The organism is Bradyrhizobium sp. LA2.1 (assembly GCF_040547725.1).
In the GTDB taxonomy this organism is placed as follows: Bacteria; Pseudomonadota; Alphaproteobacteria; order Rhizobiales; family Xanthobacteraceae; genus Bradyrhizobium; species Bradyrhizobium barranii.
The window spans coordinates 31352-56564 of sequence record NZ_JBEPQI010000040.1 but is presented as its reverse complement, the minus strand read 5'-3'; the positions used below and the strand labels follow the sequence as shown (position 1 = coordinate 56564).

Annotated in this window: 25 protein-coding genes and 1 tRNA gene; 10 read left to right on the top strand and 16 right to left on the bottom strand. The window is 63.0% G+C overall.

What is annotated here, in order from left to right:
* Together ABIB95_RS43825 and chpT are read right to left on the bottom strand one after the other, a co-directional pair.
* Positions 1 to 612: Hpt domain-containing protein (locus ABIB95_RS43825; RefSeq protein WP_354248790.1), on the bottom strand; the 612-nt coding region annotated here is incomplete at its 3' end.
* Positions 613 to 807: 195 nt separating this feature from the next.
* Complete coding sequence (chpT, locus tag ABIB95_RS43820) at positions 808 to 1461, bottom strand: histidine phosphotransferase ChpT (protein WP_063985400.1); 654 nt, start codon at positions 1459 to 1461, stop codon at positions 808 to 810.
* Positions 1462 to 1632: 171 nt separating this feature from the next.
* Between chpT and ABIB95_RS43815 the strand changes: the two genes are divergently transcribed.
* A complete protein-coding gene (locus ABIB95_RS43815) occupies positions 1633 to 2463 on the top strand; it encodes a 3'(2'),5'-bisphosphate nucleotidase CysQ family protein (RefSeq protein ID WP_247315146.1) in 831 nt (276 codons plus the stop codon).
* Positions 2464 to 2471: 8 nt separating this feature from the next.
* On the opposite strand, the gene ABIB95_RS43810 is transcribed toward ABIB95_RS43815, so the two are convergent.
* Positions 2472 to 2957, bottom strand: coding sequence for a YHS domain-containing (seleno)protein (locus tag ABIB95_RS43810; RefSeq protein WP_071916429.1), 486 nt, complete (start codon positions 2955 to 2957; stop codon positions 2472 to 2474).
* A 139-nt stretch (positions 2958 to 3096) separates the two neighbouring features.
* Here ABIB95_RS43810 and ABIB95_RS43805 point away from each other — a divergent pair, with 139 nt between their 5' ends.
* The 3 genes from ABIB95_RS43805 to ABIB95_RS43795 all read left to right on the top strand — a co-directional run bounded on the left by ABIB95_RS43805 (position 3097) and on the right by ABIB95_RS43795 (position 5453).
* Positions 3097 to 3702 carry a DUF1134 domain-containing protein gene (locus tag ABIB95_RS43805; RefSeq protein ID WP_028151234.1) on the top strand — a complete coding sequence of 202 codons (606 nt, stop codon included), beginning with the start codon at positions 3097 to 3099 and terminating at the stop codon, positions 3700 to 3702.
* Between the two features lie 220 nt (positions 3703 to 3922).
* Positions 3923 to 5221 carry a coiled-coil domain-containing protein gene (locus ABIB95_RS43800; protein WP_354248789.1) on the top strand — a complete coding sequence of 433 codons (1299 nt, stop codon included), beginning with the start codon at positions 3923 to 3925 and terminating at the stop codon, positions 5219 to 5221.
* Positions 5222 to 5378: 157 nt separating this feature from the next.
* Positions 5379 to 5453, top strand: a tRNA-Val gene (locus ABIB95_RS43795).
* A gap of 563 nt (positions 5454 to 6016) precedes the next feature.
* Here the strand turns inward: ABIB95_RS43795 and fabG are convergent.
* The 3 genes from fabG to ABIB95_RS43780 form a co-directional block, all read right to left on the bottom strand.
* Positions 6017 to 6697: a 3-oxoacyl-ACP reductase FabG gene (fabG, locus tag ABIB95_RS43790; protein ID WP_354248788.1), complete on the bottom strand. Its 681-nt coding sequence runs from the start codon at positions 6695 to 6697 to the stop codon at positions 6017 to 6019.
* Positions 6698 to 6880: 183 nt separating this feature from the next.
* The gene (locus ABIB95_RS43785; protein WP_354248787.1) at positions 6881 to 8407 is read right to left on the bottom strand and encodes a coniferyl aldehyde dehydrogenase; all 1527 of its coding nucleotides are present in this window, start codon (positions 8405 to 8407) and stop codon (positions 6881 to 6883) included.
* A 394-nt stretch (positions 8408 to 8801) separates the two neighbouring features.
* Positions 8802 to 9698: a sterol desaturase family protein gene (locus ABIB95_RS43780; protein ID WP_038388984.1), complete on the bottom strand. Its 897-nt coding sequence runs from the start codon at positions 9696 to 9698 to the stop codon at positions 8802 to 8804.
* 113 nt (positions 9699 to 9811) lie between these two features.
* On the opposite strand from ABIB95_RS43780, the gene ABIB95_RS43775 reads away from it, so the two are divergent.
* A complete protein-coding gene (locus ABIB95_RS43775) occupies positions 9812 to 10717 on the top strand; it encodes a LysR family transcriptional regulator (RefSeq protein WP_071917142.1) in 906 nt (301 codons plus the stop codon).
* A gap of 304 nt (positions 10718 to 11021) precedes the next feature.
* Here the strand turns inward: ABIB95_RS43775 and ABIB95_RS43770 are convergent, their stop codons facing one another.
* Both ABIB95_RS43770 and ABIB95_RS43765 read right to left on the bottom strand, forming a co-directional pair.
* Positions 11022 to 11771 (bottom strand): bestrophin-like domain, encoded by a 750-nt coding sequence (locus tag ABIB95_RS43770; protein ID WP_354248786.1) that lies wholly within the window; start codon positions 11769 to 11771, stop codon positions 11022 to 11024.
* Between the two features lie 33 nt (positions 11772 to 11804).
* Entirely contained in the window at positions 11805 to 13142 is a 1338-nt protein-coding gene (locus ABIB95_RS43765) for a TAXI family TRAP transporter solute-binding subunit (RefSeq protein ID WP_354178678.1), read from the bottom strand.
* A 310-nt stretch (positions 13143 to 13452) separates the two neighbouring features.
* Between ABIB95_RS43765 and ABIB95_RS43760 the strand changes: the two genes are divergently transcribed.
* The 3 genes from ABIB95_RS43760 (at position 13453) to ABIB95_RS43750 (ending at position 15589) form a co-directional block, all read left to right on the top strand.
* Positions 13453 to 14730, top strand: a complete 1278-nt coding sequence (locus ABIB95_RS43760) for a metallophosphoesterase family protein (RefSeq protein ID WP_354248785.1) — start codon at positions 13453 to 13455, stop codon at positions 14728 to 14730.
* Positions 14731 to 14792: 62 nt separating this feature from the next.
* The gene (locus ABIB95_RS43755; RefSeq protein WP_085398740.1) at positions 14793 to 15227 is read left to right on the top strand and encodes a hypothetical protein; all 435 of its coding nucleotides are present in this window, start codon (positions 14793 to 14795) and stop codon (positions 15225 to 15227) included.
* Entirely contained in the window at positions 15224 to 15589 is a 366-nt protein-coding gene (locus tag ABIB95_RS43750; RefSeq protein WP_354248784.1) for a hypothetical protein, read from the top strand. Before ABIB95_RS43755 ends, ABIB95_RS43750 begins: the two co-directional genes overlap by 4 nt.
* Before the next feature lie 91 nt (positions 15590 to 15680).
* On the opposite strand, the gene ABIB95_RS43745 is transcribed toward ABIB95_RS43750, so the two are convergent.
* From ABIB95_RS43745 to ABIB95_RS43720, 6 genes are all read right to left on the bottom strand, one after another.
* Positions 15681 to 16358, bottom strand: a complete 678-nt coding sequence (locus ABIB95_RS43745) for a hypothetical protein (protein WP_354248783.1) — start codon at positions 16356 to 16358, stop codon at positions 15681 to 15683.
* Positions 16359 to 16538: 180 nt separating this feature from the next.
* Positions 16539 to 17102, bottom strand: coding sequence for a hypothetical protein (locus tag ABIB95_RS43740; protein WP_354248782.1), 564 nt, complete (start codon positions 17100 to 17102; stop codon positions 16539 to 16541).
* Positions 17103 to 17122: 20 nt separating this feature from the next.
* Positions 17123 to 18709: a tetratricopeptide repeat protein gene (locus tag ABIB95_RS43735; protein ID WP_354248781.1), complete on the bottom strand. Its 1587-nt coding sequence runs from the start codon at positions 18707 to 18709 to the stop codon at positions 17123 to 17125.
* Between the two features lie 202 nt (positions 18710 to 18911).
* Positions 18912 to 19394 carry a transcription elongation factor GreA gene (greA, locus tag ABIB95_RS43730; protein WP_354248780.1) on the bottom strand — a complete coding sequence of 161 codons (483 nt, stop codon included), beginning with the start codon at positions 19392 to 19394 and terminating at the stop codon, positions 18912 to 18914.
* Between the two features lie 99 nt (positions 19395 to 19493).
* On the bottom strand, positions 19494 to 19979 hold the full coding sequence (locus tag ABIB95_RS43725) for a hypothetical protein (RefSeq protein ID WP_354248779.1): 486 nt from the start codon (positions 19977 to 19979) through the stop codon (positions 19494 to 19496).
* A 176-nt stretch (positions 19980 to 20155) separates the two neighbouring features.
* Positions 20156 to 20494, bottom strand: coding sequence for a hypothetical protein (locus ABIB95_RS43720; protein ID WP_259256260.1), 339 nt, complete (start codon positions 20492 to 20494; stop codon positions 20156 to 20158).
* A 254-nt stretch (positions 20495 to 20748) separates the two neighbouring features.
* Between ABIB95_RS43720 and ABIB95_RS43715 the strand changes: the two genes are divergently transcribed.
* Positions 20749 to 20982: a DUF3551 domain-containing protein gene (locus ABIB95_RS43715; RefSeq protein ID WP_354248778.1), complete on the top strand. Its 234-nt coding sequence runs from the start codon at positions 20749 to 20751 to the stop codon at positions 20980 to 20982.
* Between the two features lie 336 nt (positions 20983 to 21318).
* On the top strand, positions 21319 to 22857 hold the full coding sequence (locus ABIB95_RS43710) for a peroxidase family protein (protein ID WP_354248777.1): 1539 nt from the start codon (positions 21319 to 21321) through the stop codon (positions 22855 to 22857).
* Positions 22858 to 22944: 87 nt separating this feature from the next.
* On the opposite strand, the gene ABIB95_RS43705 is transcribed toward ABIB95_RS43710, so the two are convergent.
* Positions 22945 to 23463: a hypothetical protein gene (locus ABIB95_RS43705; RefSeq protein ID WP_259256258.1), complete on the bottom strand. Its 519-nt coding sequence runs from the start codon at positions 23461 to 23463 to the stop codon at positions 22945 to 22947.
* A gap of 38 nt (positions 23464 to 23501) precedes the next feature.
* Positions 23502 to 25049: an acetolactate synthase large subunit gene (locus ABIB95_RS43700; protein ID WP_028151250.1), complete on the bottom strand. Its 1548-nt coding sequence runs from the start codon at positions 25047 to 25049 to the stop codon at positions 23502 to 23504.
* Positions 25050 to 25213 lie beyond the last annotated feature (164 nt).

Sequence of the window (25213 nt, the reverse complement as noted above, 5' to 3'; positions counted from 1 at the left end):
CGCGGGCTCGGCCTTGACGACGGGGGCCGGCGCTTCGATCGCGGTCTCGCGGAAGGCGCGCTCGAGCTCGTCGAGCGAGACTTCGCCCGGACGCAGCGGACGCTCCAGGGTCTGGTCGATCAGCGAGCCCTGCGTCATCTCTTTGGCAGGTGCAGCCTTGGCTTCGGCCGGAGCTTCCGGCACCAGCGGCGGCGCTTCAGCGACAGGAGCAGCGGCCCCTGCGGCCATAGCCTCCATGCCCTGCTCGACCATCGCTTCCAGCTTGTCGATGAGATCGCGGTCGGTGCCCTCGGGCTCGGCTTCGGTCGCCTCCAGCCCGGCGAGGATCTCCTTGATGCGGTCGATCGAGGACAGGATCACCGTCACGGCCTGCCCCGTCACCGGCATGCCGTCGCGGAATTTGCCCATCAAGGTCTCGCCGGCATGTGCCAGCGCTTCAAGCCGCGGCAGTCCGAGGAAGCCGCACGTGCCCTTGATGGTGTGGACCAGGCGGAAGATGTTATCCAGGATCTTGGCGTTGTTCGGCTCCTGCTCGAACTTCACCAGCTGATTGTCGACGGTGTCCAGGCTCTCGCTGGTCTCCGTCAAAAACTCCCGCAACAGATCATCCATGAAAACAGGCCTTCATACAGGGAGGGCGCGCACGACTTGTGATGCGCCATTTCGGAATGGGGCCAGCTTCACCGCAAAGCGTTTAATAATGGTTGAGTATGTGCAAAAGAACGGAACCAACAAAGAGATAAGGCGCTCCGGACAAGCCGAAGCGCCTCGTAAAGATTCGATTAACGTTTGAGGGCGGCGACGCGCCTACGACGCGGTGATGGTGATGGCTTCGCCCTCGTGCGCGAGCCTCACGGTGAGCCCGCAAGCCTCTGCCAACAGCCGCGTATAATAAGGCTGGATCGCGTGCGCATCCGCGGCCGGGCCGCGCTCCCCGCTCAGGAGCTCGGAGATGTTCTGCGGCAGGCGCGCATTATGACCGGTCGCGGTGACGCGGAAGCTCATGGTCTCGCCGTCACCGATCGGGTCGATCGTCAGCATGCCGCCGCGCGGGATCGTGTGCTGGGAAACAACCAGCATATTGAGCAGCAGCTTGACGCGATTCTTCGGCAGCAGGAGCCGCGGCAGATTCCACGTGATCGAGCACTTGCCGTCCTCGATATGGCCGCGCGCCATGGTCTGGGCATCGCCGAGGTCGATCTGCGCGCCGGACGAGCCGGCCGCGCCGAAGGCCAGGCGACAGAACTGGAGGCGGGCGGAGGCGGTTTTCGCGCTCTTGCGGATCAAATCGAGCGCGAACTCGCGATCCTCGGGCTTGGGATCGTCGTCGAGCACTTCGAGCCCATTGACGATGGCGCCGACAGGGCTGATGAGATCGTGGCAGACCCGCGAGCACAGGAGCGCGGCGAGTTCGAGCGCATCTGGAGCGGTAGCGGTACCGGGTGACGAAGCGTCAGACATAAAGGGTTCCTGGAATTGCACGGCGCGGACGCGGCGAATCACGCATGCTTGACGAATGCCGCAGGTTCTAACATTCGCAAGCCCGTGGCAGCTAGCTTGCGATCGGTTCGAAGCGGCCCTAAAGCCGCGGCGAATCAGTCGAGTAGGGATGGAATTGCCGATGAATGAGGCATGCAGGTGAAGCGGATCATTGACGGCCCGGCCGCCTCCCACCTGATGGAGCCGCTTACCGCGCTGGTGGTGAAGGCGGGCGAAGCGATCCTCGCGGTCAACCGGGCAGCGATGCGGGTCGACGGCAAGCAGGACGGCTCGCCGGTCACCGAGGCCGATCTCGCCGCCGACCGCATCATCGCCGACGGCCTGGCGCAGCTTGCGGGCGACGTGCCGACGCTGTCGGAAGAGCGGACCCAGCTCGCCTCGCCGCCATTCCGCGACAGCTTCTTCCTGATCGACCCGCTCGACGGCACCAAGGAGTTCGTCGCCGGCCGCGACGAGTTCACCGTCAACCTCGCCCTCGTGACCGAAGGCGTGCCGTTGCTGGGCATCGTAGCCGCGCCTGCGCTCGGCCTGCTCTGGCGCGGCATCGTCGGCCGCGGCGCCGAGCGCGTCAGGTTCGACGGCACGAGCATCGGTGCTGCCGAACCGGTCCGCACCCGCACGCTGCCGACGCAGGGCGAGCCCTGGATCGCGGCGGTGAGCCGTTCCCATGGCGACCTCAGAAGCGAAGCGTTCATCGACGGCCGGCCCAATGCAGTCAGGAAGACGGTCGGCTCAGCGGTGAAATTCGGCCGGATCGCGGAGGGCAGCGCCGACATCTATCCCCGCTTCGGACCCACTTGCGAATGGGATGTCGGGGCGGGCTGCGCGGTCGTGACGGCGGCTGGCGGCAAGGTCACCGACGGCAAGGGTGGCGAGCTCCGATTCGGCCAGCGCGGCGACACCGGCTTCATCATCCCGGAGTTCATCGCCTGGGGCGATCCGCGGGCGGCAGGCAGCTACTGACTGAGCTGTTATTGACTAAGCTGCTCCTGGAGCGCCGGCCAGCGCTTGCGCACCTCATAGAGGAAGCGCTCCGGGTCGGCGGCGAAGGCATCGCGATTGGCCTCCCGACTGAACAGATAGAGCCGCTGCGCCGAAATCACGTAGAAGCGGGGATTGGCAGCGACGGCCACGCCGCGGGCGATGTCGGCGGGATCGTAGCCGCCGAACTGCGGTCCATAGATCTCGGGATGGGCCAGGAAGGACGCCCGGTTGCCCTCGTTGCGGAAACGCCAGACCGCGCCCCAGAGGTTCGCCTCGAACTCGGCCGTCCCCTGCACGGCCGCGCCATCGACGAAATAGGCGACGGGGTCGAACCCCTCGATCGCCACGCCGCTGAAGCGGTTGACGACGATCCGCTCGGTGGTGGCAGCCTCGGCCGGCAAACCTGCGCAAGCGATCCAAATGCCGGCCAGCAGGCAGACCAGAAAGCGGATCAAGGCGATTCCGGGGCGCAAAGGGCTATCTTCCTGCCGTTGTGCCGTCATAGTTGCTGCGGATAACATCCGAGTCGAGGGGACATCCGGCGCAACCTAGAGCCGTGCCTGTTGGCGTCAGGTTAAGGAAGCGGCGGGATTCGATACCAGGGGTTCTTTTATGACTTTCGCATCACGCCTTGCTGCGGTCGCGCTTGCCGCGCTGGTCGGCTGGATCGTCCCGGCCTCCGCCCAGCAGCCGCCGCCGCCCAATTTGCCGCCGCCGCAGCGGAGCCCGTCACCCAGCACCTATGGGCCGGACGAACTCGTAACCGCCGGCCACCGCTTCTTCGGCAACGTCTCGCGCGGGCTCGCCTCGATCATCGAGAAGGCCGTCAGCCAGTGGGGCCTGCCCAACGGCTATATCCTGGGTGAGGAAGGGTCCGGCGCCTTCGTTGCCGGCCTGCGCTACGGCGAAGGCACGCTCTACACCAAGAACGCCGGCGACCTGCGCGTCTATTGGCAGGGCCCCTCGCTCGGCTTCGACTGGGGCGGCGACGGCGCGCGCACCATGACGCTCGTCTATAACCTGCCCGCCACCAACGCGATCTACCAGCGCTTCGCCGGCATCGACGGCTCGGCCTATATCATCGGCGGCTTCGGCATGACGGCGCTCACCGCCAACAACATCGTGCTGGTGCCGATCCGCTCGGGCCTCGGGCTACGGCTGGGCGCCAATATCGGCTATCTGAAATTCACCCCGCGCGCGACCTGGAACCCGTTCTAAGGCGCGATCGCGCTTTAGATTGTTGTTCGAGCATGATCTTTCCGGAAAGCCGCTGCGCACTTTGCGCTGACGCGGCGCTTCGGACCCGGATCATGCTCTAGGGCTCCCTCCTCGGGTCCGATTCCGGATTCACGTTAACAACAGGGCGGGGCTGGCTTTTTGCCGGCCCGCCATGCATTGTCTTTGGTAAATTTTTCCTTGCTTTCGGAGTTCTGGCCCCATGGTCGAACCGATCATGTACCTGGCGATCGGCTTCCTGCTCTCGATGCTGTGCGGGCTTGCCATCGTGCCGCTGGTGCATAACCGCGCGGTCCGCCTGACCACGCGCCGGCTCGAGGCCGCCACGCCGCTCTCGATGGCCGAGATCCAGGCCGACAAGGACCAGCTCCGCGCCGAATTCGCCATGTCGGCGCGGCGGCTCGAGATGAGCGTCGACCAGCTCAAGAACAAGACCACGAGCCAGCTCGCCGAGCTCGGCAAGAAGAGCGACGCCATCAACCGCATGAAGATCGAACTCGGCGAGAAGAACGCCACGATCTTCGCGCTGGAGGCGCGCGAGAAGGCGGTGAAGGAGCAGCTCCGCGCCACCGAAGAGGAATTCAGCGCCAAGACCGAGGCCCTGCGCGCCGCCGAGAACGCGCTGACCGACAAGCAGGGCGAACTCGCAAAAATTAATTCCGAGCTGTCCGACCGCTCGATGATGGCGGAGAGCCGGCAGGTCGAGCTGGTCGCGGTGCGCGCGCAGATCGAGAACTTGAAAAATCGCGTCGGCGACGCCGAGAAGGAATTTGCCGCCACGCAGGCGCGGCTGACGCAGGAGCGGACCGAATCCGAGACCGCCTCCCGCGAGCTCGGCGATGCGCGCGGCCGTGTCGAGAATCTGAGCCAGCGCGTCACCGAGCTCGATCGCCAGCTGATCGTGCAGGTGAAAGAGGCCGAGATGCTGTCGGGCCGCGTCGCCGATCTCGAAGGCCGCCTCGCCACGCAGGGCAAGCTGCTCGCCGAGCGCGACTACGAGAACAACCAGCTCCGCCAGGCCAACGAGGGCAATGATCGCATCATCAAGGAGCTGCGCGTCGAGATCGCCGGCTTGAGCGGCGGCAAGTCGTCGGCGGCGTTCGAATCGCTCCGCGCGGAAAAGACCGCGCTGGAGGAGCAGCTGCGCACCGCGCGCGACGAGCGCGCCAAGCTCCAGCGCGACATCAACGCAATCCAGCAGCAGGCGGAGAGTTCCTGGGCGACCGAGCGCATGGAGAATGCGCTGCTGCGCGAACGCATCAACGACATCGCCGCCGAGGTCGCCAAGCTCGCGATGCAGCTCGAAGGCCCAAACTCGCCGATCGAGGCCCTGCTGGCGGCCGAGGCCTGCCAGCCCCCGAAACCGGCGCCGCGCCCGGCCAATGACGCCGCCGGCAATGGCGCGGCCGCAATCACCCTGCCCGAAGGCGGCGGAACGCTCGCCGAGCGCATCCGCGCGCTCCAGGCCCACGCCTCCCGCGCCCGCCAGCAGGGCGCATAAGCGGCCCAAACCACGGTTTCGCCTGCGATTGCGTGATTGACGGAAGGTTTTCCGGCCTCGAGGCGCCTGGAAACTTGACACCTTTGGCCCGCACTTCTAAATCGCGGGCTCCGATGTGCCGGCCGGCCGAAAGTCCGGCCGTCGGCATGATGGTCCCGGGCGCATAGCTCAGCGGGAGAGCGTTCCCTTCACACGGGAGAGGTCCAAGGTTCGATCCCTTGTGCGCCCACCATCCATCCATCCTCCTGAACCCTCCGCCGGTTGCGAACGATCACCCAAGCCTTGCGGCTGTCGGGGACCGTCTGAACAAAAATGTCGAAAACAACCCCATGCACAGTAGCCGACGTCAGTTGGATCAATAACTTACGACTTTTCCGAAATCCGCTTGCTCCGTCGGGCAACACAGGGGCATGATGGCATCATCCAAGGAGAGGCCCGCACCACCGAGCGACTAGCCCGCCTTGACACGCGAGAGGTCCATGGTTCGACCCCATGTGCGCTCACCATAGATCCTAGATTTCAAGAGCCGCTGAAAGCTCCCTTGCGAGGCGTGCGAACGTCCGCTTTGCCAAAAGCGGTCATTCACCCGAGGTCGGCTTTTGGACCCGAAGCGGACACGCCGACCTCGGTCATCGCAGTAAGCTGGGTTGGAGCTATCCTATTCACAGAACCTCGAGGACTATCATCTTTCGGTGGTCTTTGCGGGACAGGCGACTGGGACGTACATCGATATCGGCGCAGGGGCATCCGGTAGCTGAGCTGTGCTTCGGAAGCTGGTAGCGGCGCAACCGCGCTTCAGACCCGCCCGTTGACCGGCAGCAGCGCGCCGGTAACGGCGCTGGCGGCGTCACTCGCCAGGAAGAGGATGACATCGGCGAGTTCCTTTGGCGCGACCCATTCGGAAGAATCGGCCTTCGGCATGCTGGCGCGGTTTGCCGCGGTATCGATGATCGAGGGCAGCACCGCATTGACGGTGATCTTGCCTTTCAACTCGGCAGCTAGTGACTCCGTCAGCTTATGCACGCCGGCCTTCGACGCCGCATAAGGACCCATGCCGGGGCCGGCCTGCAGTGCGCCCGTCGCACCGATATTGTCGATGCGGGCCGCCCGCGAGTTGAGAAGATGCGGGATCGCTGCGCGCGAAGCATTCAGCGCGGTCTCGACATTGAGAGCATGCATGCGCTGCCAAACCTTGGGATCGCCGTCGGCAATGGTCTCGAAGGCAAATCCGCCAGCAATATTGATTAGCGCGTCGATCGCGCCAAAATGCGCGGCGGCGGCATCGATCGCCTCTTTCGCCTGTGCCGCATCGGTCAGGTCGATGCGGCCAAATTCGATCCGCTGGGCTGTTGCGGCGAACTGCGACTCAGCATGATCGATACCGGCGACTCGCGCGCCGCGCGAAAGGGCTTCCTCGGCGACCACCTTGCCAAGCGCGCCCAGCGCGCCGGTGATGATAAAGACGTTACCCTTCATGGCGGTCTCCGTGCGAATGAGAATGAATCGACGCCGCAGTCACTATAGTCAGCAGAGCTTCAAAATGTGCGCCGCCCTGGCTGAGATCGACCGCGACGATACCGGGATAAAATGCCGACGACGCCCGGCATCCGCCCAGGCTTGCGGCGCATATCATTGGCGCCGATCTGCCACAGTCACGCATCACGTCTTCCACTTGATCATCGTCCGCAGGATGCTCATTGGGCGGCCGGCGTAGGGCGGCTGAAATAGCATTTGGATCGGCGAGAGAGGACCTTGATAGAAGACCGGGCGCAATTTTGAAAAGGTGTTGAACCCCTCGCGCGCGTGGTAATGGCCCATACCGCTCGCACCGATCCCACCGAATGGCAGGTCGTGCTGGCCGACGTGCAGGAGAGCTTCATTGACCGATACGCCACCCGACATCACCCGCGAGATGTAGAAGTCGCGCAGCTCGGCACCGGAGGTGAATGGATAGATTGCCAACGGTCGGTCGTGACTATTGATATAGTCGGCGACCTCCTGCCGATCTGTATAGGTCTTGATCGGCAGGATCGGGCCAAAGATCTCGCGCTGCATGACAATCATGTCGTCCGTCGGATTTAGCACGAGATGCGGTGGAAATTTGCGCTGCTTCGTGTCCGGAATCTGCCGTTCCGCAAGATTGACCAGGACTGCACCCTTTGTACGGGCATCCTCCAGGGTCGCCTGCAGCCGCGTGAACGACGGTTCATCGATGATCGACGTGTAGTCTTGACCGTTGATGTCCGGGAAGCGCTCGGCAAACAGCTTGCGGCAATGATGGACGAACTCGTCCTCACTCCCTTTGGGCAGAAACATGTAGTCGACATTCGTACAGATCTGACCGGCATTGAACATCTTCACCCAGAGAATGCGCTCTGCCGCTGTCTTGACCGGGAAGTCAGGCCCAACAATTGCTGGTGCCTTGCCGCCCAATTCAAGCGTGACAGGGGTGAGGTTGCGGGCCGCGTTTGCCATGACTGCGCGACCGGTCGCGCCGGATCCCGTGAACAGCAGATGGTCGAAGGGCAATGACGAGAATGCGGGTCCTCGTCCGCCGCCATCCTCGAAAAAGGCAAGCTTCTCGAGCGGGAAATACTTCGGCGAGACACGGATCAGGACCTCGGCGAGCGCTCTTGAGTTTTGCGACATCTTGACCATCGCACGATTGCCGGCGGCCAGAATTGCGGCGAGCGGGCAGAAGCTGAGGTTAAGCGGGAAATTCCAGGGAACGATGACTCCGACGACGCCGAGCGGCTGTGGGATGACGCGGTTGCGCGCGAGCGGGTAGGTCATGAAGTCGACGTGCCTGCGCTGCGGTTTCATCCACTTTTTCAGGTTCTTTCTGGCGTCGGCGATTGTTTCCAGGACAACGAAATATTCGGCGAACAGGGTCTCGAATTCAGACCGGTTGCCGTAGTCGGCGTTGATCGCTGCGACCAGCCCGTCCTTGTTGTCCTTCAGGAGTTGCCCGAGGGCCTTCAGGTCAGCAATGCGCTGATCGTAGGATGGCTCGGGCGCCGCCAAATAGGCCGCCCGCTGCGCGGCGAAGCAGGACTGCAGTTCGGCGGGAATGTCGACGGAACGGAAATTGACAGGCACGTTCATGATGTTCGCTTTCTCTGGGTTTCGCGTGTCCTCCAGGTGGATAACCAGGGCACGTGCTGACCGTGACCGTGTCAACTCCAAGTCAGTGCATGCTTGCGCTCGCATGGACGGAGCCCGGCCTCTCATCCATGATCCGCTTGATGGCGCGAGCGCAGCAGCCGCACTGGGCGCAGCATCCGAGGCAGGCATACACCTCGCTCATGCGGGGCCGTCGCGCTTCTTTTATGACCACTGACCGCACCTGGTGGTCGCTGAACACATTGCAAGAACAGACGATCATCGACTTCTCCTAACCAAGACCAATGAGTCGGATGAAGATCGCCACAAGCGCGGTGCTCCAGCCGCAAGCACGATGGTTTCCGCTCGGCTCATCTCGGTGTGGCCAAGAGGCCGCTCGCGGACCAGATGGTTACCCATTCCAGCTCCTTCCGAGGCATCGCGAACGCTTGCTGCGGCGCCTCGACGCTACCCGCGTTCAGGTGGCCTTCTGCTTAGCTTCGGTCTGCAGGTCTGCTTCGGTGAAGCCACGGCCGCCGGGGCGGAGCGCCGAATGTTCGCGCTTTGAGTGGACGAGCGGGTAGAACATCTGCGTCGTCCAGCGCTCCGGGCCAAACAGGATGTCGTCCTGCAGGCCGACCTTGGCGGGATACTTGCGTGTGATATGCGCCGTGCCGAACAGCACGTCCCAGAAGAACAGCAGGTTGCCGAAGTTGCCCTTGTAGTGGCCAATGCCATCTTCGTTGGTGAGCGCATGGTGCGCCTGGTGCGTGGCCGGCGTGGAGATGGTGCGCTCCAGCACCCACATCAGCGGATGCAGCGCGCGGATGCGGTACAGCGGCGCATCCCACGCCCAAGCGCAGTGCGCGCCCAGGATGACCGCCAACTTGATCACCAGGTACGCCGCATAGACTGGGCCGAAACCCAGGTACACCGCCACGCCGCCGATCCACAGGCCCGGCATCATCAGGTAGTAAAAGAAGTTGTTGCGGTAGGTAATGCGCACGCTCATGTAGGCCGCGCTGTGATGCGCGCGGTGCAGCGGCCACAGCAAGGGCGTGTGCGAGGCGCGGTGCCAGAGGTACTGCGTGAGGTCATCGCCGATGAGCAGCAGTCCGGCCATCGCCCACCATGGCAGGTTGGCCCAGGCGTCGTGCTGCGTCGGCATGAGCCAGCTGCACAACGCGTTGCTGCCCAGCAGTGCGATAGGCTGAGTGATGGCGATCAGGCTGACGAACATCAGCACTTCAAGCCAGGCGTCGTTGGCTGTCGCGTTGCCGCGCACGGTGGCTTGATACCGCCGGGTGACGAACTCCATGGCGGCAAAGCCTAGGATGCAGGCGCCAATTAAAAGGTACTGCAATTGCGAGCTCATATGGGACGTCTCCTGCCGCTCTCATGTTTTGAATTGTGGAACGGTCTAAGGGGTGTCGCCATATTGCGTCCAATGCATAATATTCATCGTCTTGATGCATGGAGAGCAATGCCATGAATCTGCGCCGCCTGAATCACGTTGTCGCCCTTGCCGACACTCTGCACTTCGCCCGCGCCGCCGCAGCCGCCCACCTGAGCCAGCCGGCCTTCAGCCGCAGCATCCAGGCCATCGAGAACGACCTGGGTATCCGCCTGTTCGACCGCGACGTTGGTGATGTCCGCCCCACCCGTGCCGGGGAATTCGTCATTGAGCGGGCGCGCAAGCTGCTGTTCGAGGCGCGTTGCCTGCAGCGCGACGTGGATCTTTACCGCGACAGCCAGCTCGGCGACACGGCCTTCGGCGTCGGGCCGCTGCTAACGGCCACCCTGATGCCACGCGCGCTTGTGGCGTTGCGCCGCCAGCACCCGCAGGTGGCGCTGCGCATGGAGGTCGGCAACTGGGTGCAGTTGCTGGAGAGCTTGCGCACCGAAAGCATCGAGTTCTTTGCCGCCGATGTCCGTGACATGCCTGGGGATGCCGCGCTGGACATCCAGTTGATCGGGGGGCAGCAGGCCGGCCTGTATGTGCGGGCAGGACATCCGCTGGCCGGGCGCGAGCACATGCTGCAGGACGTCTGGGCGTACGGTCTCGCCGCACCGAAGTTGCTGAGCCCCTCAAAGGTGGAGCTCGCCGCCCTGCTGGGCCTGCCTGCGGGCCAGGAGGCCGCCATTGCGCTCGAGTGCGACAACTACGGCCTGCTCAAGACGGTCGCGCTCACCACGGATACCGTTCTGGGTGCGACGAACGCGGCGGTACGGGGGGAGCTGGAATCCGGCGCACTTGTCCGGCTTGTCGTACATGGCTGGCAGTCGCCGCCGTCAAGCACGGGCATCGTGTGTTTGCGAGGGAGAACCTCGTCGCCGGCAGCCAAGGCAACCGTAGCAGCGATTGTGCGGGCAGCGGCCGAGATCAACGTCTAGGCGCCTTGTCGCACTCGACGCATCGTCCGGTGCGGATTACCGGCCTGTCCATTATGACGACTGTTTCGAAGTGATCGACCAGACGCCAGAGTCTGCTTGTGGGCCCTTAGCCGACCTCGCTAATTTCCCAAATGTCCGCTTTGCCCTCGCAAGCGGAAATCAGGCAGCCGACCGACATGGGCCAGATTCGGACATCGCAGCACAATGCGCATCTTGATCAACTCGAACAGCCGCCGCAGCAGGTCGCGACGACCACGATAGCAGTCGGGGCTCGCTCTGGCCGGCAACCTCGATCATGCGAACGTTAGGGACCGAGCGGCGTGAGGGCGCTGCGCAGTGGCGCGCTGGAAATCTGCATCAAACCCGCAAATGGCTGCCCCAGCTCCAGGACCAGGTAGATCGCCCCGGCGGCCGACAGTGCAAAAACGAACAGCGAGCCGAAAACGGTTGCGCTGGGTTTGGCAAACAGGCCGAAGCTTCCAAAGATGATGGTGAGCCAGAAAATCAGCACCACCAGGAACGGCATGGGGATCGAGTTGTTCGTCTGTGCGAACAGCGACAGGCGGGTTTGCGCAATGTCGGTGGCGATCTGTATGGCCCTGGCTTGCAGGGAGCGCTGGGAATCGTTCTGCGGCGAAAGCTGCTGAAGCTTCGCATAGAATGTTTCGCTTACGGCGCTCGCCTCGAAGGGGTTCGCCTTGGCAACCTCGGAACTTTTCTCGCGCCACATTCGATCGGCTAAAACAACGATGGCGCGCCGTAACAGATTGCGTTCGTCATTCGTCTCCGGTCCGTACTGCGCCAGCAGATTATCGAGCAGGACAACATTGCTCGTCATCTGCGTGACTTGAGTGCTCTGCGTGTCGTAGGAGCCCTTCGCCGAGGCGATCAGCAGGCCGAGGACAAGCGCGGCTATCGTCCCGATGAGGCCCGTGCCCAGCCTGACGACATCCTTGTCATCCGTGCTCAGGTGATGCCCAGGAAGGAACATACCAAGCAGGGCACCGCCTGAGATGCATAGAAACGTGATGCACGATAGCGCGATTGCATTCATGATTCACCACTGTGTTGCGAGGCGTGTCGTGACTTAGCGCTGTGTCGCCTTCGCCGCGGAGGCAACTGCGGGTCCCTTGGCGATCAATGTGCGTCGGTCGTGAATCAAGCTCTCCAGCCGGTGGGCTGCCACGTTCAATGTGGCATCATCCACCGCGCTCTCGTCTCCAGCAGCGGATTTGGCGAGCTCCGCCTTTAGAATGCGGTCGATTTCGTCTTCGATATCCGAAAGTTCAGCCTCTGTATCGACTTTCCGAATCCGGCGCGCCAGGGCGTAGAGAGAATCGAGCGGGCCTTCGGCTGCGCGGCTGCCGAGGCCCAGGAATTTCCACGCCGCCGCAAGCATGGTGGCAGCGCCACCCAGTACCATCGGCGTCAAATAGATCCAGTTGCCGTATTCATCCATGAAGCTTTGCGTGGTGCTGTTGTAGACGGCTGCCGCGCCAGGATGCAGCGGAAGGTAGGCATCCTGGTCGGTGCTGGGCGCGGTGATCTGCGCGAAAATCGGCTGCTCGCGCAGCAGATTCCTGCGCGCGCTCATGATCGCCTCCGTGAGGTCGGTTACCAGATCAGAGCCAAGCTTCCTTTGCGCAACCAGGTATAGCGAGGTCCTCAGGGTCGTCAGGTCATCTTCCGGGACCGGCGGCGATCCCCGCAGCGTGCCCTTCGGGACGTCGAAGCTTTCAAAAGCGCGCTCATTCTCTGCAATTGCCCCTGCGGACTCGATTGGGATCAGTACCGGGGTCTTTTTACGGTCGAGCTGAAAAAATCCACGAACGAGCGAGAGGTATTTTTCGGCGAGCGGGATCACGACAAGCAGGGCGCTGACTTGTTTTGACTGAATGGCTTGCCGGACATCCGTCAAGGCAAGGTTCTTGAAGACAACTTTTGCGCCCGCCAGATCGTATCCCTTGGTCAACACATCGACAATTTTGGCGTTCACTGCTCCGCCGACCACGCCGACCGTGCGTCCCTTCAGGTTGGCAATGCTGTCGATGGACGATCCCGGCGGCGCGATGATCAGTACGGCCATATGGCTGACGACGACGACGGCTTGCGCCTGCGACAAGTCGCCGACATCGCCGCGAACCACAGCGAGATCGACCTTGCCCGCGGAGAAAGCCGCAGCGGCCTCGAGCGCGGTGCCGCTGTCGATGACCTTGAGCCGGACCGGCGCGTTCGCTGAAACGAACTCGCCTGCTATCGCTGACATTGCCTTCGCTGCCTCGCCGTCGAGCGACCCGACCGCCACAGTCAGCGTTACCGGGCGGCTGTAGTACCGATAGGCAAGGAGACTTGCGCCTGCTGCAAAGGCGACGACGCCGACGAGCAGGAAAAAGCGAAGCCACAGCGGCAATTTCATCGACATCATGCTCGCCACCTGTGTGGGTTCGCCACGCCCCTGCCGCTGTATTTCTGCACACCTGCGATGCCCGCAAACGTCCGCGGCCAGAATAGCTGCCAGCCGCCGCTCTACGTGCTCGCTGCTACGGCAGATGAGGACGTTGATCTATATCAAGCTTACCCACCGCTGAAGGTCTACGGGAAACGGCCGGCAAATCGGGCTGTTTGCGCGCCCTATGCGGCGGCTCATTCCCTCTCCTCGATCAGGGGTGATCATCATGCAATCCTCTTGGCCTAACGAGCCCAGTCGTCGCCTGGTTCTAGGCGCACTCGCAGCAGTGCCCGCATTCTCCGTGCCACTCGTTGCCGGTGCCCAGACACAAACAACGCCCGCGCAAGCACCGCTTCCCGCAGCCGGCTTTTCATTCGCTGCGGTCGGCGATACCCGACCGATGATGTACCTCCCGTTGAAAGAGGGACAACCGGACCTCAGCAAGTTCTTCGTCGAGATGTTCGGATTGGTCATGCCGGAAAAGGTCGCCGAGGCCGTCGTAGCGAAGGATGTGAAGATGATCTTCGATCCGGTCACAAAGGACCTGGTCAAGGTCGTCATGCCGTTCGCATCCAAGACGGAAGTGATGACCCTGACGGTAGATAAGGGTTGGGTCACTGAGGCATCCGTTGAAGACGTGAAACTGCTTCCCGGAGTGCATCGAACCATGTTCCGGCTTCAGGGCGGCGAATGGGTGACGCGCGAAATTGTCAAGGACGTTCAATCCGGTCGCGCCAAATTCGTGGTCAATAGCGGTGACGCTGTGTGGTGGGGCAATCAGGGCTTGACCGTAAGTGACAGCCCATACTGGAAGCGCGTGAACGAAACAATGTTGAAGAAGCTACCCGCGCCGGATGACGAGATGCGCGCAGCCGGTCTGGATGGGCGCTTTTTCATGAGTGTGGGTAATCATGAGGTGTGGGCCGACCCAAAGATTGAGGGCGTACTTTCGGCTGTGCCGTATCTGAAAAAATTCGGCGTCACGCCGGAAAACCTCATCTACAAATTTGACTTCAAGGGCACCCGCTTCATCTATCTCTGGAGTGGCAAGTACGATTACCGCTCGCCGTCGCTGTGGGACGCTGATCGGCCAAAATATGCCGAACAAATGACGCAGCTTCAAAAGTGGATGGACGAGGCGAAGGCCAATGGCATTCGGAAGGCGTTTATCGTCTTCCACTATCCCGTCTTTGCGCGGTCAGGCTTAGGCCCGATCCCGGCTCCCGATAACCCGCACAAGGTGATTGCGTCGTATGCCAAGGACATGGAGGTGGTCGTGTTGAACGGGCACGTCCACACCACGGAAATCTACGATGTAGATGGGGTAAAGTATCTGATGTTGGGCGGCGGGGGCGCAGAACAAGACCCAATCCTGCCGGGGCGAACCAGCATCAAGGTGCCCGCCGACTATCCGCGGGACCTTTACTGGAAGGGCCAGCCTCCGCAAGAGGAGTACAACTACGTGCTGGTGGACGTTGAACCCGGCCAGAAGACGAAGTTCACCCTCAATCGCTTCCGGCCGTGGTCGGCGGAGCCATTCGGGACTGAGGAACTCTTCACGTGACAGCAAGCGGGCAATAGGCCGGGAGTGAGGTTCTGGCGACAGTACTCCTGATTATTCACGGCTTGGTCGCCGTTGCACTGCTTGGCGCGATTACGCACCAGACCTTGGCGACGTGGGCGACTGTGGGAACGCGCCCCAGTTCGTTTTTCGGCCGCTTTCGCTCCGTGCCATCGGCCCGGTTCGCCGACGCCGTCGTCGTCTTGTATGCCATCTCCATCCTGCTCGGTGGGATCATCTATCTGTATTTTCGCGTCGACATCAGGCCAGAGTTAGAGCGCGCCGGTCATTGGCCAGCCCTGGGCTTCTTCGACCTCAAGGAGCACTTCGCCGCTATCGGTTTTGCGTTGCTACCAGCCTACTGGGTTTGCTGGCGACGGCCGCGTGCCGACGAGCCTGCTCAGACGCGCACGATGCTCACCTCGATCCTCGCCTTTGTCATCTGGTGGGGCTTCCTAACTGGCCACGTCGTAAACAACATCAGGGGGTTCGGCGCATGACGTTATCGGCTGCGTTCCGCCGCTTTGCATTCGCGTTCGGGACGACATTTGGCTTCCTCTACGTGGTTGCGCTCGCAAAGGACCTTGCTCTTTTCACCGTTTTCCCGTCGCTCGGCATCGTGCTGGCGGGCACGCATCATTCGCGAGACGTTGCTGACCCTGCGATGGGATTTCTAGCTCCAGCGATGTACTGGTACGGGTGGGCCGCGACGGCCGCGCTCGGGGCACTGATCGTCGCCCTCGTTGCTGCGTCGTTACCCGGACGTTCAGTGCGAAACTTCTGGTCGGGATGGGTGTGGGTCATTCCCATCCTCTCGATGATCGCTTGCGTCTATCTCACCCTGCCTTGGTTTAGGGTCTGACTTGGGTGCTTCCGCACATGGATCATGACCGACCAAGCTCAAAGCGCGCTCTCTGGTCGGAAAACCGCTTCGCGCTCTTCTGGATCAATCCTCAAGCAGCCCGATCCGGACGTAAGGCCGCGTAGAGACCGACGAGGGTTCCGATGGCGACCAGGCCTGCCGCCAGCAGCACCTGCAATTCCCCGTCATCGGTGGCGCCTGCGGACGACACCAGTCTGGTCACGACGACGAACAGAATGCCCACGGAAGCCGCCGCGCCTACGCAAAGATGGGCAAGCTCTCGCGTCAGGTTTCGGCCGAGAAGTCCGAGTGCCGTGAAATACATCGCGCAAGCGTTGGGATGAACGAACAAGGCAACGCGCGCGTACGGACCATAGGAGTCGAGAAGGGACTCACATCGGCTCAGTGCCGCTTTTGAGGCAACCCGCTGCAACATCGGTCTGAAAAACCGAGCCTGTCCGTAACTCAGAATGGCGCCCACGATGATGGCCGCCCACGCCACGATGAAAACGGAGACATCCGCAGGCTTCGGATTGAGCGCCACGGACATCAGGATGAGGGCGGTTCCGGGAAAATAGCCGAAATACGGGAAGACCGACTCCAGGAGCACGCAAGCAAACATGAAGACCGGAAACCATGCCGAACCGGTCGCATCCTGGACGATGGCGTTCAAGTCGAACAGGTTCGTCTTGTACAGGACGAGGTACATGCACATGGCCAATCCGGCCAGCGCGTAGAACGGCAACGCCCCCGACAGAAACCGTCTCATCCAGCCGCCGCGCTTTGTTTCGCGGACAGGGCGGAGACCTTCGATATCGGGACAAGACGACGGAAACGCATGGCTCATGTTTAGGCGAATGAGATTGCCCCTGTCGATAGCAATCCTCGCCCCGGCTGCGCGGGCCAATCGCCGCATTGAAATGCCCGCCGATCGGGAAGGTGCAGTCGATCACAGACCCAGTGTGACCTCAGCCCAGTGCATCGCGGTGCTGCCGCCCAGAAACTCGATCACGCGGGGCTCGATGGTCTCCGGCCGGTCGTGGCCAATGACAGCGGTCGCTGCGATCATGTCGCAACGCTCGTTGTAGACGACTGACACCAGCGTTTTGCCGGGAGCGCCACGTGAGTTGAGCGTGTAGGCGCGGCTGCGACCGTTCATCGACGCAATCCTGATGGGATGGCCGGAACCGCGTGGAGAGACTTCGCCCAGGAGAACGGTATCGCCCATACGATCGAGGTCATCATCATCGGCGACGCCCGTCGAGCAGTTGCAAAAACCTATCTTGGCACGCAGGTACAGCGTCACCTCGACACCGCAGTCGGAAGCCCTGCAGCGGAACGCCTTTCCCTTGCCCCATTGGTCGATCGAGAACGGCCAAGTCACCTCGCGCCACACCGGCGTGGCGGAATTCGCGGCGGCATGCCGTGGCACATGGAGCCACACGAGCGACGCCGCCAGCGCGCTTCCCAGCGAGATTGCTGCGACGGCGATGGCGGCTGCCTTTCTCATCATTCCACCGTTCTCGTTCCGGCTCAGTTGCTGGCGAGGTATTGCTTCGCCGCCGCGACCTCGGGGCGTTCCGAATCGGCACTGGCCGTCAGCGTGACGAGCTGCTGACAGTTCTGTCGTGCCGCTTCCCTGTCACCAAGGGCTTCGGCCGCCTTGGCCGCTCCCGCGAAAGCGTGCAAGCGGTTCGGCTCCTTCGCCTTGGTTGCCTCGAATGCAGCAAGCGCCTCCTTGGCCATGCCGCGATCGAGCAGCATGAAGCCGTAAAGCTCGCGCGCCGGCGCCAGCGGTCCGGGCGTGATCACGTGCTTTTCCGTCTTGTCCTCTGCATCCGCCGCGGCACTCATCGCATTGAGTGCCTCGTCGTACTTGCCCTCGGCGTAAAGCACCCAGGCGACGGCGACCTGACGCTGGATGTCGACGATTCCGGACCAATAATTGTCCTTGGCGTCCTGCAGCTTGTCGCGCAATTCTGCCAGCTTCTGGATGTCGGCCTTGGCGGCCTCCGGTTTGCCGGAGCGCGCCGCGCCGAGGGCCCGGGCGAAATGCGTTACCGCCATCGCAAAGTTGAGGTTGCTCGGCCTGACCGGCAGCTGCGAGGCCCCCTCCCAATCGCCACGGTCGATCGCATAACGCGCCGGCGAAGCCGCCAGCGCGTAGTCTGCCGCCGCGACCGTCGCCTTGATGTCGGTCTCCTTGATCATGTCGTCGATGACGGCACGCGCCTGCTTGTCCTGGCCGAGCTGCAGGTAAGCATAGACCATGTAGTCCTGCGCATGCAGGTAGTTGCCGACCGACTTTTCGGCCATCGCGGCTTTCACGGAAGCGGTGTTGGAGTCGATCGATTCCTTCCAATAGCCGACGCGCGTGTAGATGTGGGAGGGCATGTGCTGGGCGTGCGGCGCGGCCGGTGCGATCTTGGCGTAACGATTGGCGGCATCGAGCCCTTTCTGCGCCAGCGCCGGGTAGTCGTAGAGATGGATCAGATAATGCGTCACGCCTGGATGCAGCGGCAGCCGCCTGGAGATCGGCTCGAGGATCGCCGCGCCTTTAATTTGCTGCGCATAGGTCTTGTCGTTCAGATCCGCCGACGTATTGAGCGTAATGGCGTAGGCGATCTGGGCTTCGTCGTCGTCTGGATATTTTGCCGCGACGCGCGCCTGCGCGTCACGCAGCATGCGCATCCGCTGGGCGTGAGGAATCTTGTCGTAATCGGCATACATCACCATCAGCGCATCGATGTAGTCGCGCTCGCGCTCGGTCGCGGCGCCGATCTCCTTGGCCTTCATGATCGCGGCGAGGCCCGGCGCCAGGTTCGGCTTTGGAATAGCATTGTGCGGATTGTCCATGTAGGTGAGCGCAATGCCCCAATAGGCCATGCTGCATGTCGGGTCAGCCTTGATGGCTTCCTCGAAGATCTCCTTGGCGTTGGCGTACCAGTAGGAATGCTGATAGCGCATCCCGCGATCGAAACGACGCTGGGCCACATCGTTGCAAGAGGTCTGGAAATGAACGCTGCCGAGCTGCTGATCTACATCGTCTTGCGCGACCAGAGCTTGTGGTCCTGATAGGCCGAGACCGGCTGCGATGACGAAGTATAGGGACTTCCGCATGGATCGCTCCCTTGGCCTGACACGCAATGAATTGGTCTTGATACCCCCTCACTATATGACCTTCGCGGCTTTTGAACAGCGAAGTGAATCGCGGCAGCGCAACTGACCCAGCGGCGCCTCGAAGTTGGCGAAACCAATCCGAAGCCAGAGCCGTCGGAGTTGGATCCTCACGCGCGCATCATTCTGGCCTCGGATCGCATCGCTACGCGATCGACAGAATCTCGATCTCTTGCGCGCCCGAACCCACGACATCTCCGACCGCCTTCCCGATCAGCGACTTCGCGACCGGCGCCACGAACGAGATCGATCCGGCCTTTGGATCCGCTTCGTCCTCGCCGACGATGCGATAGGTCTGCACGCGGCCGTCGGTGCGGCTGAAGGTCACGGTGCTGCCGAAGGCGACGACATCGGTCGACGCCGGATCGGGAATGACCTGCGCCGTGCGCAGCCGTTCGGTCAGATAACGAGCGTCGCGCAAGGGCACCGCCGACTGCCGGCGCTTTTCGTTGACGTCCTCGATGGCTTGCGCGGCTTCATAGGCCCCGCGCGCCTCGCGAAGCTGCGCCTGCAGCGCCTGCAAGCCGGCTTCCGTCACGAGGTTTGGATGCGGCGAGACCGGGCGATCCGGCAGCAGCGTCTCGGACGCGGTTTCGGCGCTTTCTTCCTTGGTAAAGGCGACGCTCAATTCAAGATCCTGTCGAACTGTTTCGGGCACCCGCTCGCGCCTCGTCCCGCGCCCCAGAGCGGGGAATCGGGCCGAACAGCAGCCGGTGATTGTCCCGGACTATATCTCAAGTTCGACGAAACGGCGCAGCTTGAAGACCAGGTCCGGTACGGCCTGGCGGAACCGCGTCGCGTTCTGGAACGTGGTCGAGAACGGCGCGAAGGTGATCATCGCGTTCCAGTGCTTGTAACCGTAGACCGTGACGGAGGCGCCGGTCGCCGGAAAATTCTCCAGCTTGCGCAGCTCGCCAAGCACGAGATCGGCAATCGCCTCGGCGGGAAGCAGCTTCTTGCCATCAGGCGTCGTCGTGATTTTCGCTGGCCGCTCGACCGGCTTCGCGGCAGCCGGCACGGCATCGGGCGCAGCGTCGGGTTCGGCCGGTGCAGGATCGGGGGTGGACGGCTCGATCGGCTCGAACCCGTTCGTCGGCGCTGTCGGCGGAACCTCGGTGAGCGGCGGCGGAGCACTGCTGTCTGCGCGCTTGTTGCCTCCCAGGATGCTGCTGATCATGGCCACAAGGCCAGCATCCTTCACGTCGTCGCTCATTTCTCCCCCCGGGGCTTCGGCCTACTCTAGCACCGCTCTCGCAGACCGCCACTGGGGATGTATGGCCGGATTCCGCTTGGTTAAGGCCTCACGCCAAGACCCGCCGTCACGCCAAGGCCGTCACACGATGGCACCGGCGGCCCGACGTCCGGTCACGTCGCCCGGCGTGAGACCCGTCACCGCTTATCGAACGGAATGTACTGCTGGTACTGCTTGGGCACAGAGCTGCGGTAGCGTGCGGGCACGGTGCCGGTGTCGACCGAATGATCGATTTCCTGCTGCCGCGTCATCTTCTTCTTCGCCGGCTTCTTCGATGCGCTCTTCTTGGAGTCGGCCGGCTGGCTGGAGGTGTCGCTGGTCGCGGCCGGCGTTGTCGTCGTCGCTGCCGGCGCAGTGGTTGTCGCGGCAGGCGCTGCGGTTCCACCGGCGGCCGGCGCGCTCTGGGCCAGCGCGAGCGGTATTTGCATGAAAAGCGCCAGCGCTGCTGTCGCAGCCAGCAAATATGACCTTTGCATTAGAACCTCCAAAATACCTGATCCGAATGAGACAAGCCTGGTTCTCCGGGATCGACGCGCGCAAGTCTGCTCACGATAGGCCCGGACCCCCACCGCGAACTGTGGCGTAGATCACATTGCTGGCCGCCGGCTGCGTCATGATGTGCCACGTCGCGAACGCACGGCATTCCGCCGACACCAAGATAGGCATGACATGCCTCAGACGAGCCCAGCTCGCTGACGTTCCCGTCCACCCGCTCTCGAAGGAGATTGAAATGCGTCGCATCATCCTCACTCTCGCATCGTTCGCCGCCCTGGTCGCCGTAGCATCCCCGGCCGCCCAGGCACATCCTGCAAACGATCGATATTGCCTGCAGGGACGCATGTGGGGCTATCCCGGCAACTGCCAGTTCGCGAGCTATCAGCAGTGCCTCGCCACCGCCTCCGGCACGTCGGCCTCTTGCGGCATCAATCCGCGCTACGCGTTCTCGCAGCAGCATGCCTACTGACGACATCACGGCGTGCGCGCATGACGCGCACGCCGCCACACTTATTGCGTGAAGACGATCCACTTCGCCGACAGTCCGGCGGACTCACTTGCGCGAAGCCGCTTGCACCTGCCGATGACGAGAATGTTATCCGTCATCGCTCCGGGAAGAATTTGCAAAGCGCGACCGCAGCTTGTTCGCAACGCTCCCTTTCGGAACATCATCGATGTCGCGCAGTGTGTGAAGCAGATCGCTTGTGGCACCCAATCGCCTGATCTAGCGTGACATGCATATTCTGTTGCGAACAACTTTAGCTTTATTCGTTGCACGTCGTGACTTTTCAGGGAGGTGTTTTCAATGAGCAGCCGCCACAGCATTGTTCCGCGCGGTCTGAACGCAACGCGTTCGCCGCTTTCCCAGGGCCGCTTCGGACGCATGTTCCGCAAGCTCACGCCGGCGAAATTCGGTCCGAACGACGCCGACAATGTCGCGAACCTTTCGGCGCTGGCCGACAAGATGGTCGCCGACTTCGATGGTCCGAAGGACGGGCCGGACGCGGAGGAGAGCGGCATTCCCGCGCTCTACACCTATTTCGGCCAGTTCATCGACCACGACATCACCTTCGATCCGGTCAGCTCGCTGACCAAGCAGCAGGACCCCGACGGGCTCGTCGACTTCCGCACGCCGTCGCTCGATCTGGACAATCTCTACGGCCGTGGTCCGAACGATCAGCCCTACATGTATGACGGCATCAAGTTCCGGCTCGGCGAGAAGCTGACCGGCGCGGGCGTACCCGATGCCAGCGACCTGCCGCGCTTCAAGGGCCGCGCCCTGATCGGCGACCCCCGCAACGACGAGAACAGCATCGTCTCGCAGTTCCAGGCCTTGATGCTGCGCTTTCACAACCGCATGGTCGACGACAATGACAGCCTGTCGTTCGAGGAGGTGCAGCAGCGCGTCCGATTCCATTATCAATACGTCGTGCTGAACGACTTCCTGCCGCGCATCGTCCACGCCAGCGTGCTGGACGAGTTGAGGACCGCGGGCCAATACGACCGCAGCAAGCTCGCCCACTATCACTGGAAGACTTATCCGTTCATGCCGGTCGAGTTCTCGGTTGCGGCCTACCGTCTCGGCCATTCCATGATCCGCCCCGGCTATCGGCTGAACGATGCGGACAACATGCTGTTGCAGATCTTCCCCGACCCCCACAATCCCGACAAGAACGCACTGACCGGCTTCCGCGCCATGGGCCCGGGACGCGCCATGGACTGGGGCCGCTTCATCGATCTGGACACGCGCCCCTATGGTGTCGAGGACGACGACACCAATCCCGACAACAAGCGGCGGCTGCAGTTCGCCTATCGCATCGACGCCTCGCTGGTCGATCCGCTGCGCAAGCTGCCGCCGGAGGTCGCGTCCAATCCGTCGTCGCTGGCGCTGCGCAATCTCGAGCGCAGCTGGCGGCTCGGCCTGCCCTCAGGCCAGGCCGTCGCAAAAGCGATGAACCTGACGCCGCTGACGGACGATCAGATCATCATCGGCAAGGCCGTCGATGAACCCGGCGAAGGCGATCCGCAAACTGGGATCGCGACCATCGCGAACGGCGCGTTTGCCGGCAATTGCCCGCTCTGGACCTACATCCTGGCCGAGGCGCGGCAATTCCAGACCGCCGTGACGATCCCGGCCACCGGCGCGCCGGCGACCGGAATCAACACGCCGCAGCTCGGCCCCGTCGGCGGTCGCATCGTCGCCGAGGTCTTCGTCGGCATGATGTTCGGCGACCATTCCTCCGTGCTGTCGCTCGACCCGCAATGGACGCCGGTGACCGGCTCCAGCTTCGCGCTGAAGGACTTCGTCGCCTACGCGCTCGGCCAGGGCGATCCGCTGCACTGAGCTTGATGCGATGAGACCCGTTCTTTTTGCTGCGTGACAAGGCGTGGATGGCCGGGACAAGCCCGGCCATGACGCTGTGGAGACGGTCTAATGCGCAGCCCCCAGACCGCTCTCCTCCAGCCGCGCCGCAAACCATAGCGACAGCGGTTGATCCACAACGCCGCTGACATAGACTTCCGAAATCGTGACATGCTGCCTGTCCAGCACCAGCAGCACGCCGATCCAGTACGCGAACCAGACATGCGCGTCGGTCAGCGCCATCAACTTGTGCTGGTCGTGGTCGAGCGAGGTGTGATTGCTCGCCTTGCGGATCTCGACGGCGAGCAGATTGTTCGGGATCTCGCGCTGATGCACGACGACATCGGGGTAGATCGACTTTCCCAGATGATCGTCGGTGGAGACGATCGTGCCGTGCGGCAGATGCAGCGTGCGCTCGCCGAGGCGGTCGTAGTTGCAATCGACTGACCAGCCGGAGAATTGCCGCTCCAGATAGACGGCGAAGCGGTGCGTCACCGCCCGCTCGCCGACGTCCTTCTCGAACAAGAATCCTTCGTGGGCGTAGAAGTCCCGGAGCGCCGCGATCACCTTGTTCAGCTCGGTCTGCATCTTGCCCCCCGGCCCTCGGCGCTCCCTGATGCTGCGCCCTACATCTGGACTTCGATCAGCCGTGGCCCGGGCTCGGCGACGGCTTCGGCCAGAGCCTTGTTGAACTCTTCGGCATTGGTGACGGCGCGGCCGGGGACGCCCATGCCCTTCGCCAGCGCGACGAAGTCCAGCGTCGGACGGTCGAGCCGCAGCATGTCGTTGGCACGCTGGCCGGGCTCGCCGGCGCCGACATTGTCGAACTCGCCGCGCAGGATCTGGTAGATGCGGTTGGCGAACACGATGGTGACGATGTTGAGGTTCTCGCGGGCCTGCGTCCACAGCGACTGGATCGTGTACATCGCGCTGCCGTCGCCGACCATGGTGATCACCTTGCGGTCCGGACATGCGATCGCGGCGCCGATCGACAGCGGCGTGGAGAAGCCGATCGAGCCGCCCATGTTCTGGAGCCAGTCGTGCGGAGCGGCCGCCGCCGTCGGCGGGAAGAAGCCGCGGCCGGTGGTCAGGGATTCGTCGACCATGATCGCGTTCTCGGGGATGGCGCATGCGATCGCCTGCGCAATCGAGGCGAAGGTCAGCGCGCCGGTCGGCTTCACCAGCTCAGCCAAGGCCTGCGGCTTGACGTCCTTCGCGCTCGCCTTCACCGCGCCGGCCAGTGCTTCGAGCGCCGCGACCGAATTCTCGCCCCAGGAGGTCATGCGATGCACCTCGCAGCCCTCGGGCTTGAGCATGCTCGGCTTGTTCGGATAGGCGAAGAACGCCACGGGATCGTCGGACTCGACCAGCACGATGTGCCGGAACTTCGCCAGCATCGGCAGCGCGTTCTCGATCACGTAATGAATGCGGTCGATCGAATAGCGGCCGCGGCCGCGCGCCATCTTGGGACGGAAGGTCGGGCCCATCACCGTGCAGCCGGTCTTGCCGGCGATACGCTCGGCCAGCGCCAGGCCCTGTTCGCTCAGCGCGCTGCCGGTCATCAGCAGCAGCGTACCCTCGCCGTCGCCGTGCAGGATCTTCGCGGCCCGCTCGACCGCCTGCGGCGAATAGCTGGCGCGCTGCTGCTCGGCCGGTACCTCGGCGATGCCATCGGCCTCGTTCCAGGCGGTGTCGGCGGGCAGGATCAGGGTCGCGATCTGTGGCGGTGCGCTCTTGGCGGCGGCGATCGCCGCGGCGCCGTCAGCTGCAACCGATTTGGAGTCCGGCGAGGTGCGGACCCAGGACGACATCGGCCGGGCCAGGCCCTCGATGTCGGAGGTCAGCGGCGCGTTGTAGTCGATGTGGTAGACCGCATGCTGGCCGACGATGTTGACGATGCCGGAATTCGCCTTCTTGGCGTTGTGCAGATTGGCCAGGCCATTGGCCAGGCCAGGGCCGAGATGGAGCAGCGTCGAAGCCGGCGTGCCCTTCATGCGGAAATAGCCGTCAGCGGCGCCGGTCACCACGCCTTCGAACAGGCCGAGCACGCAGCGCATGCCCGGCACGCGGTCGAGCGCCGCGACAAAATGCATCTCGGAGGTGCCTGGGTTGGTGAAGCAGACATCCACCCCACCCTTGACCATCGTCCGCACCAGGCTTTCCGCACCGTTCATCCCAAAGCTCCCTGCAACCGGCAATATTCAAATGTCCGCTCGATCAATCATTGTTCGCCGCCTCCGTCAAAGCAATAGCCGGCATCGCCGGCCTGCCCCGCGCGACGATCCGCTTGTTTGGCTAATGCTTTCAGGCAAATTAGCATGGTTGCCGGTTTGGTAAC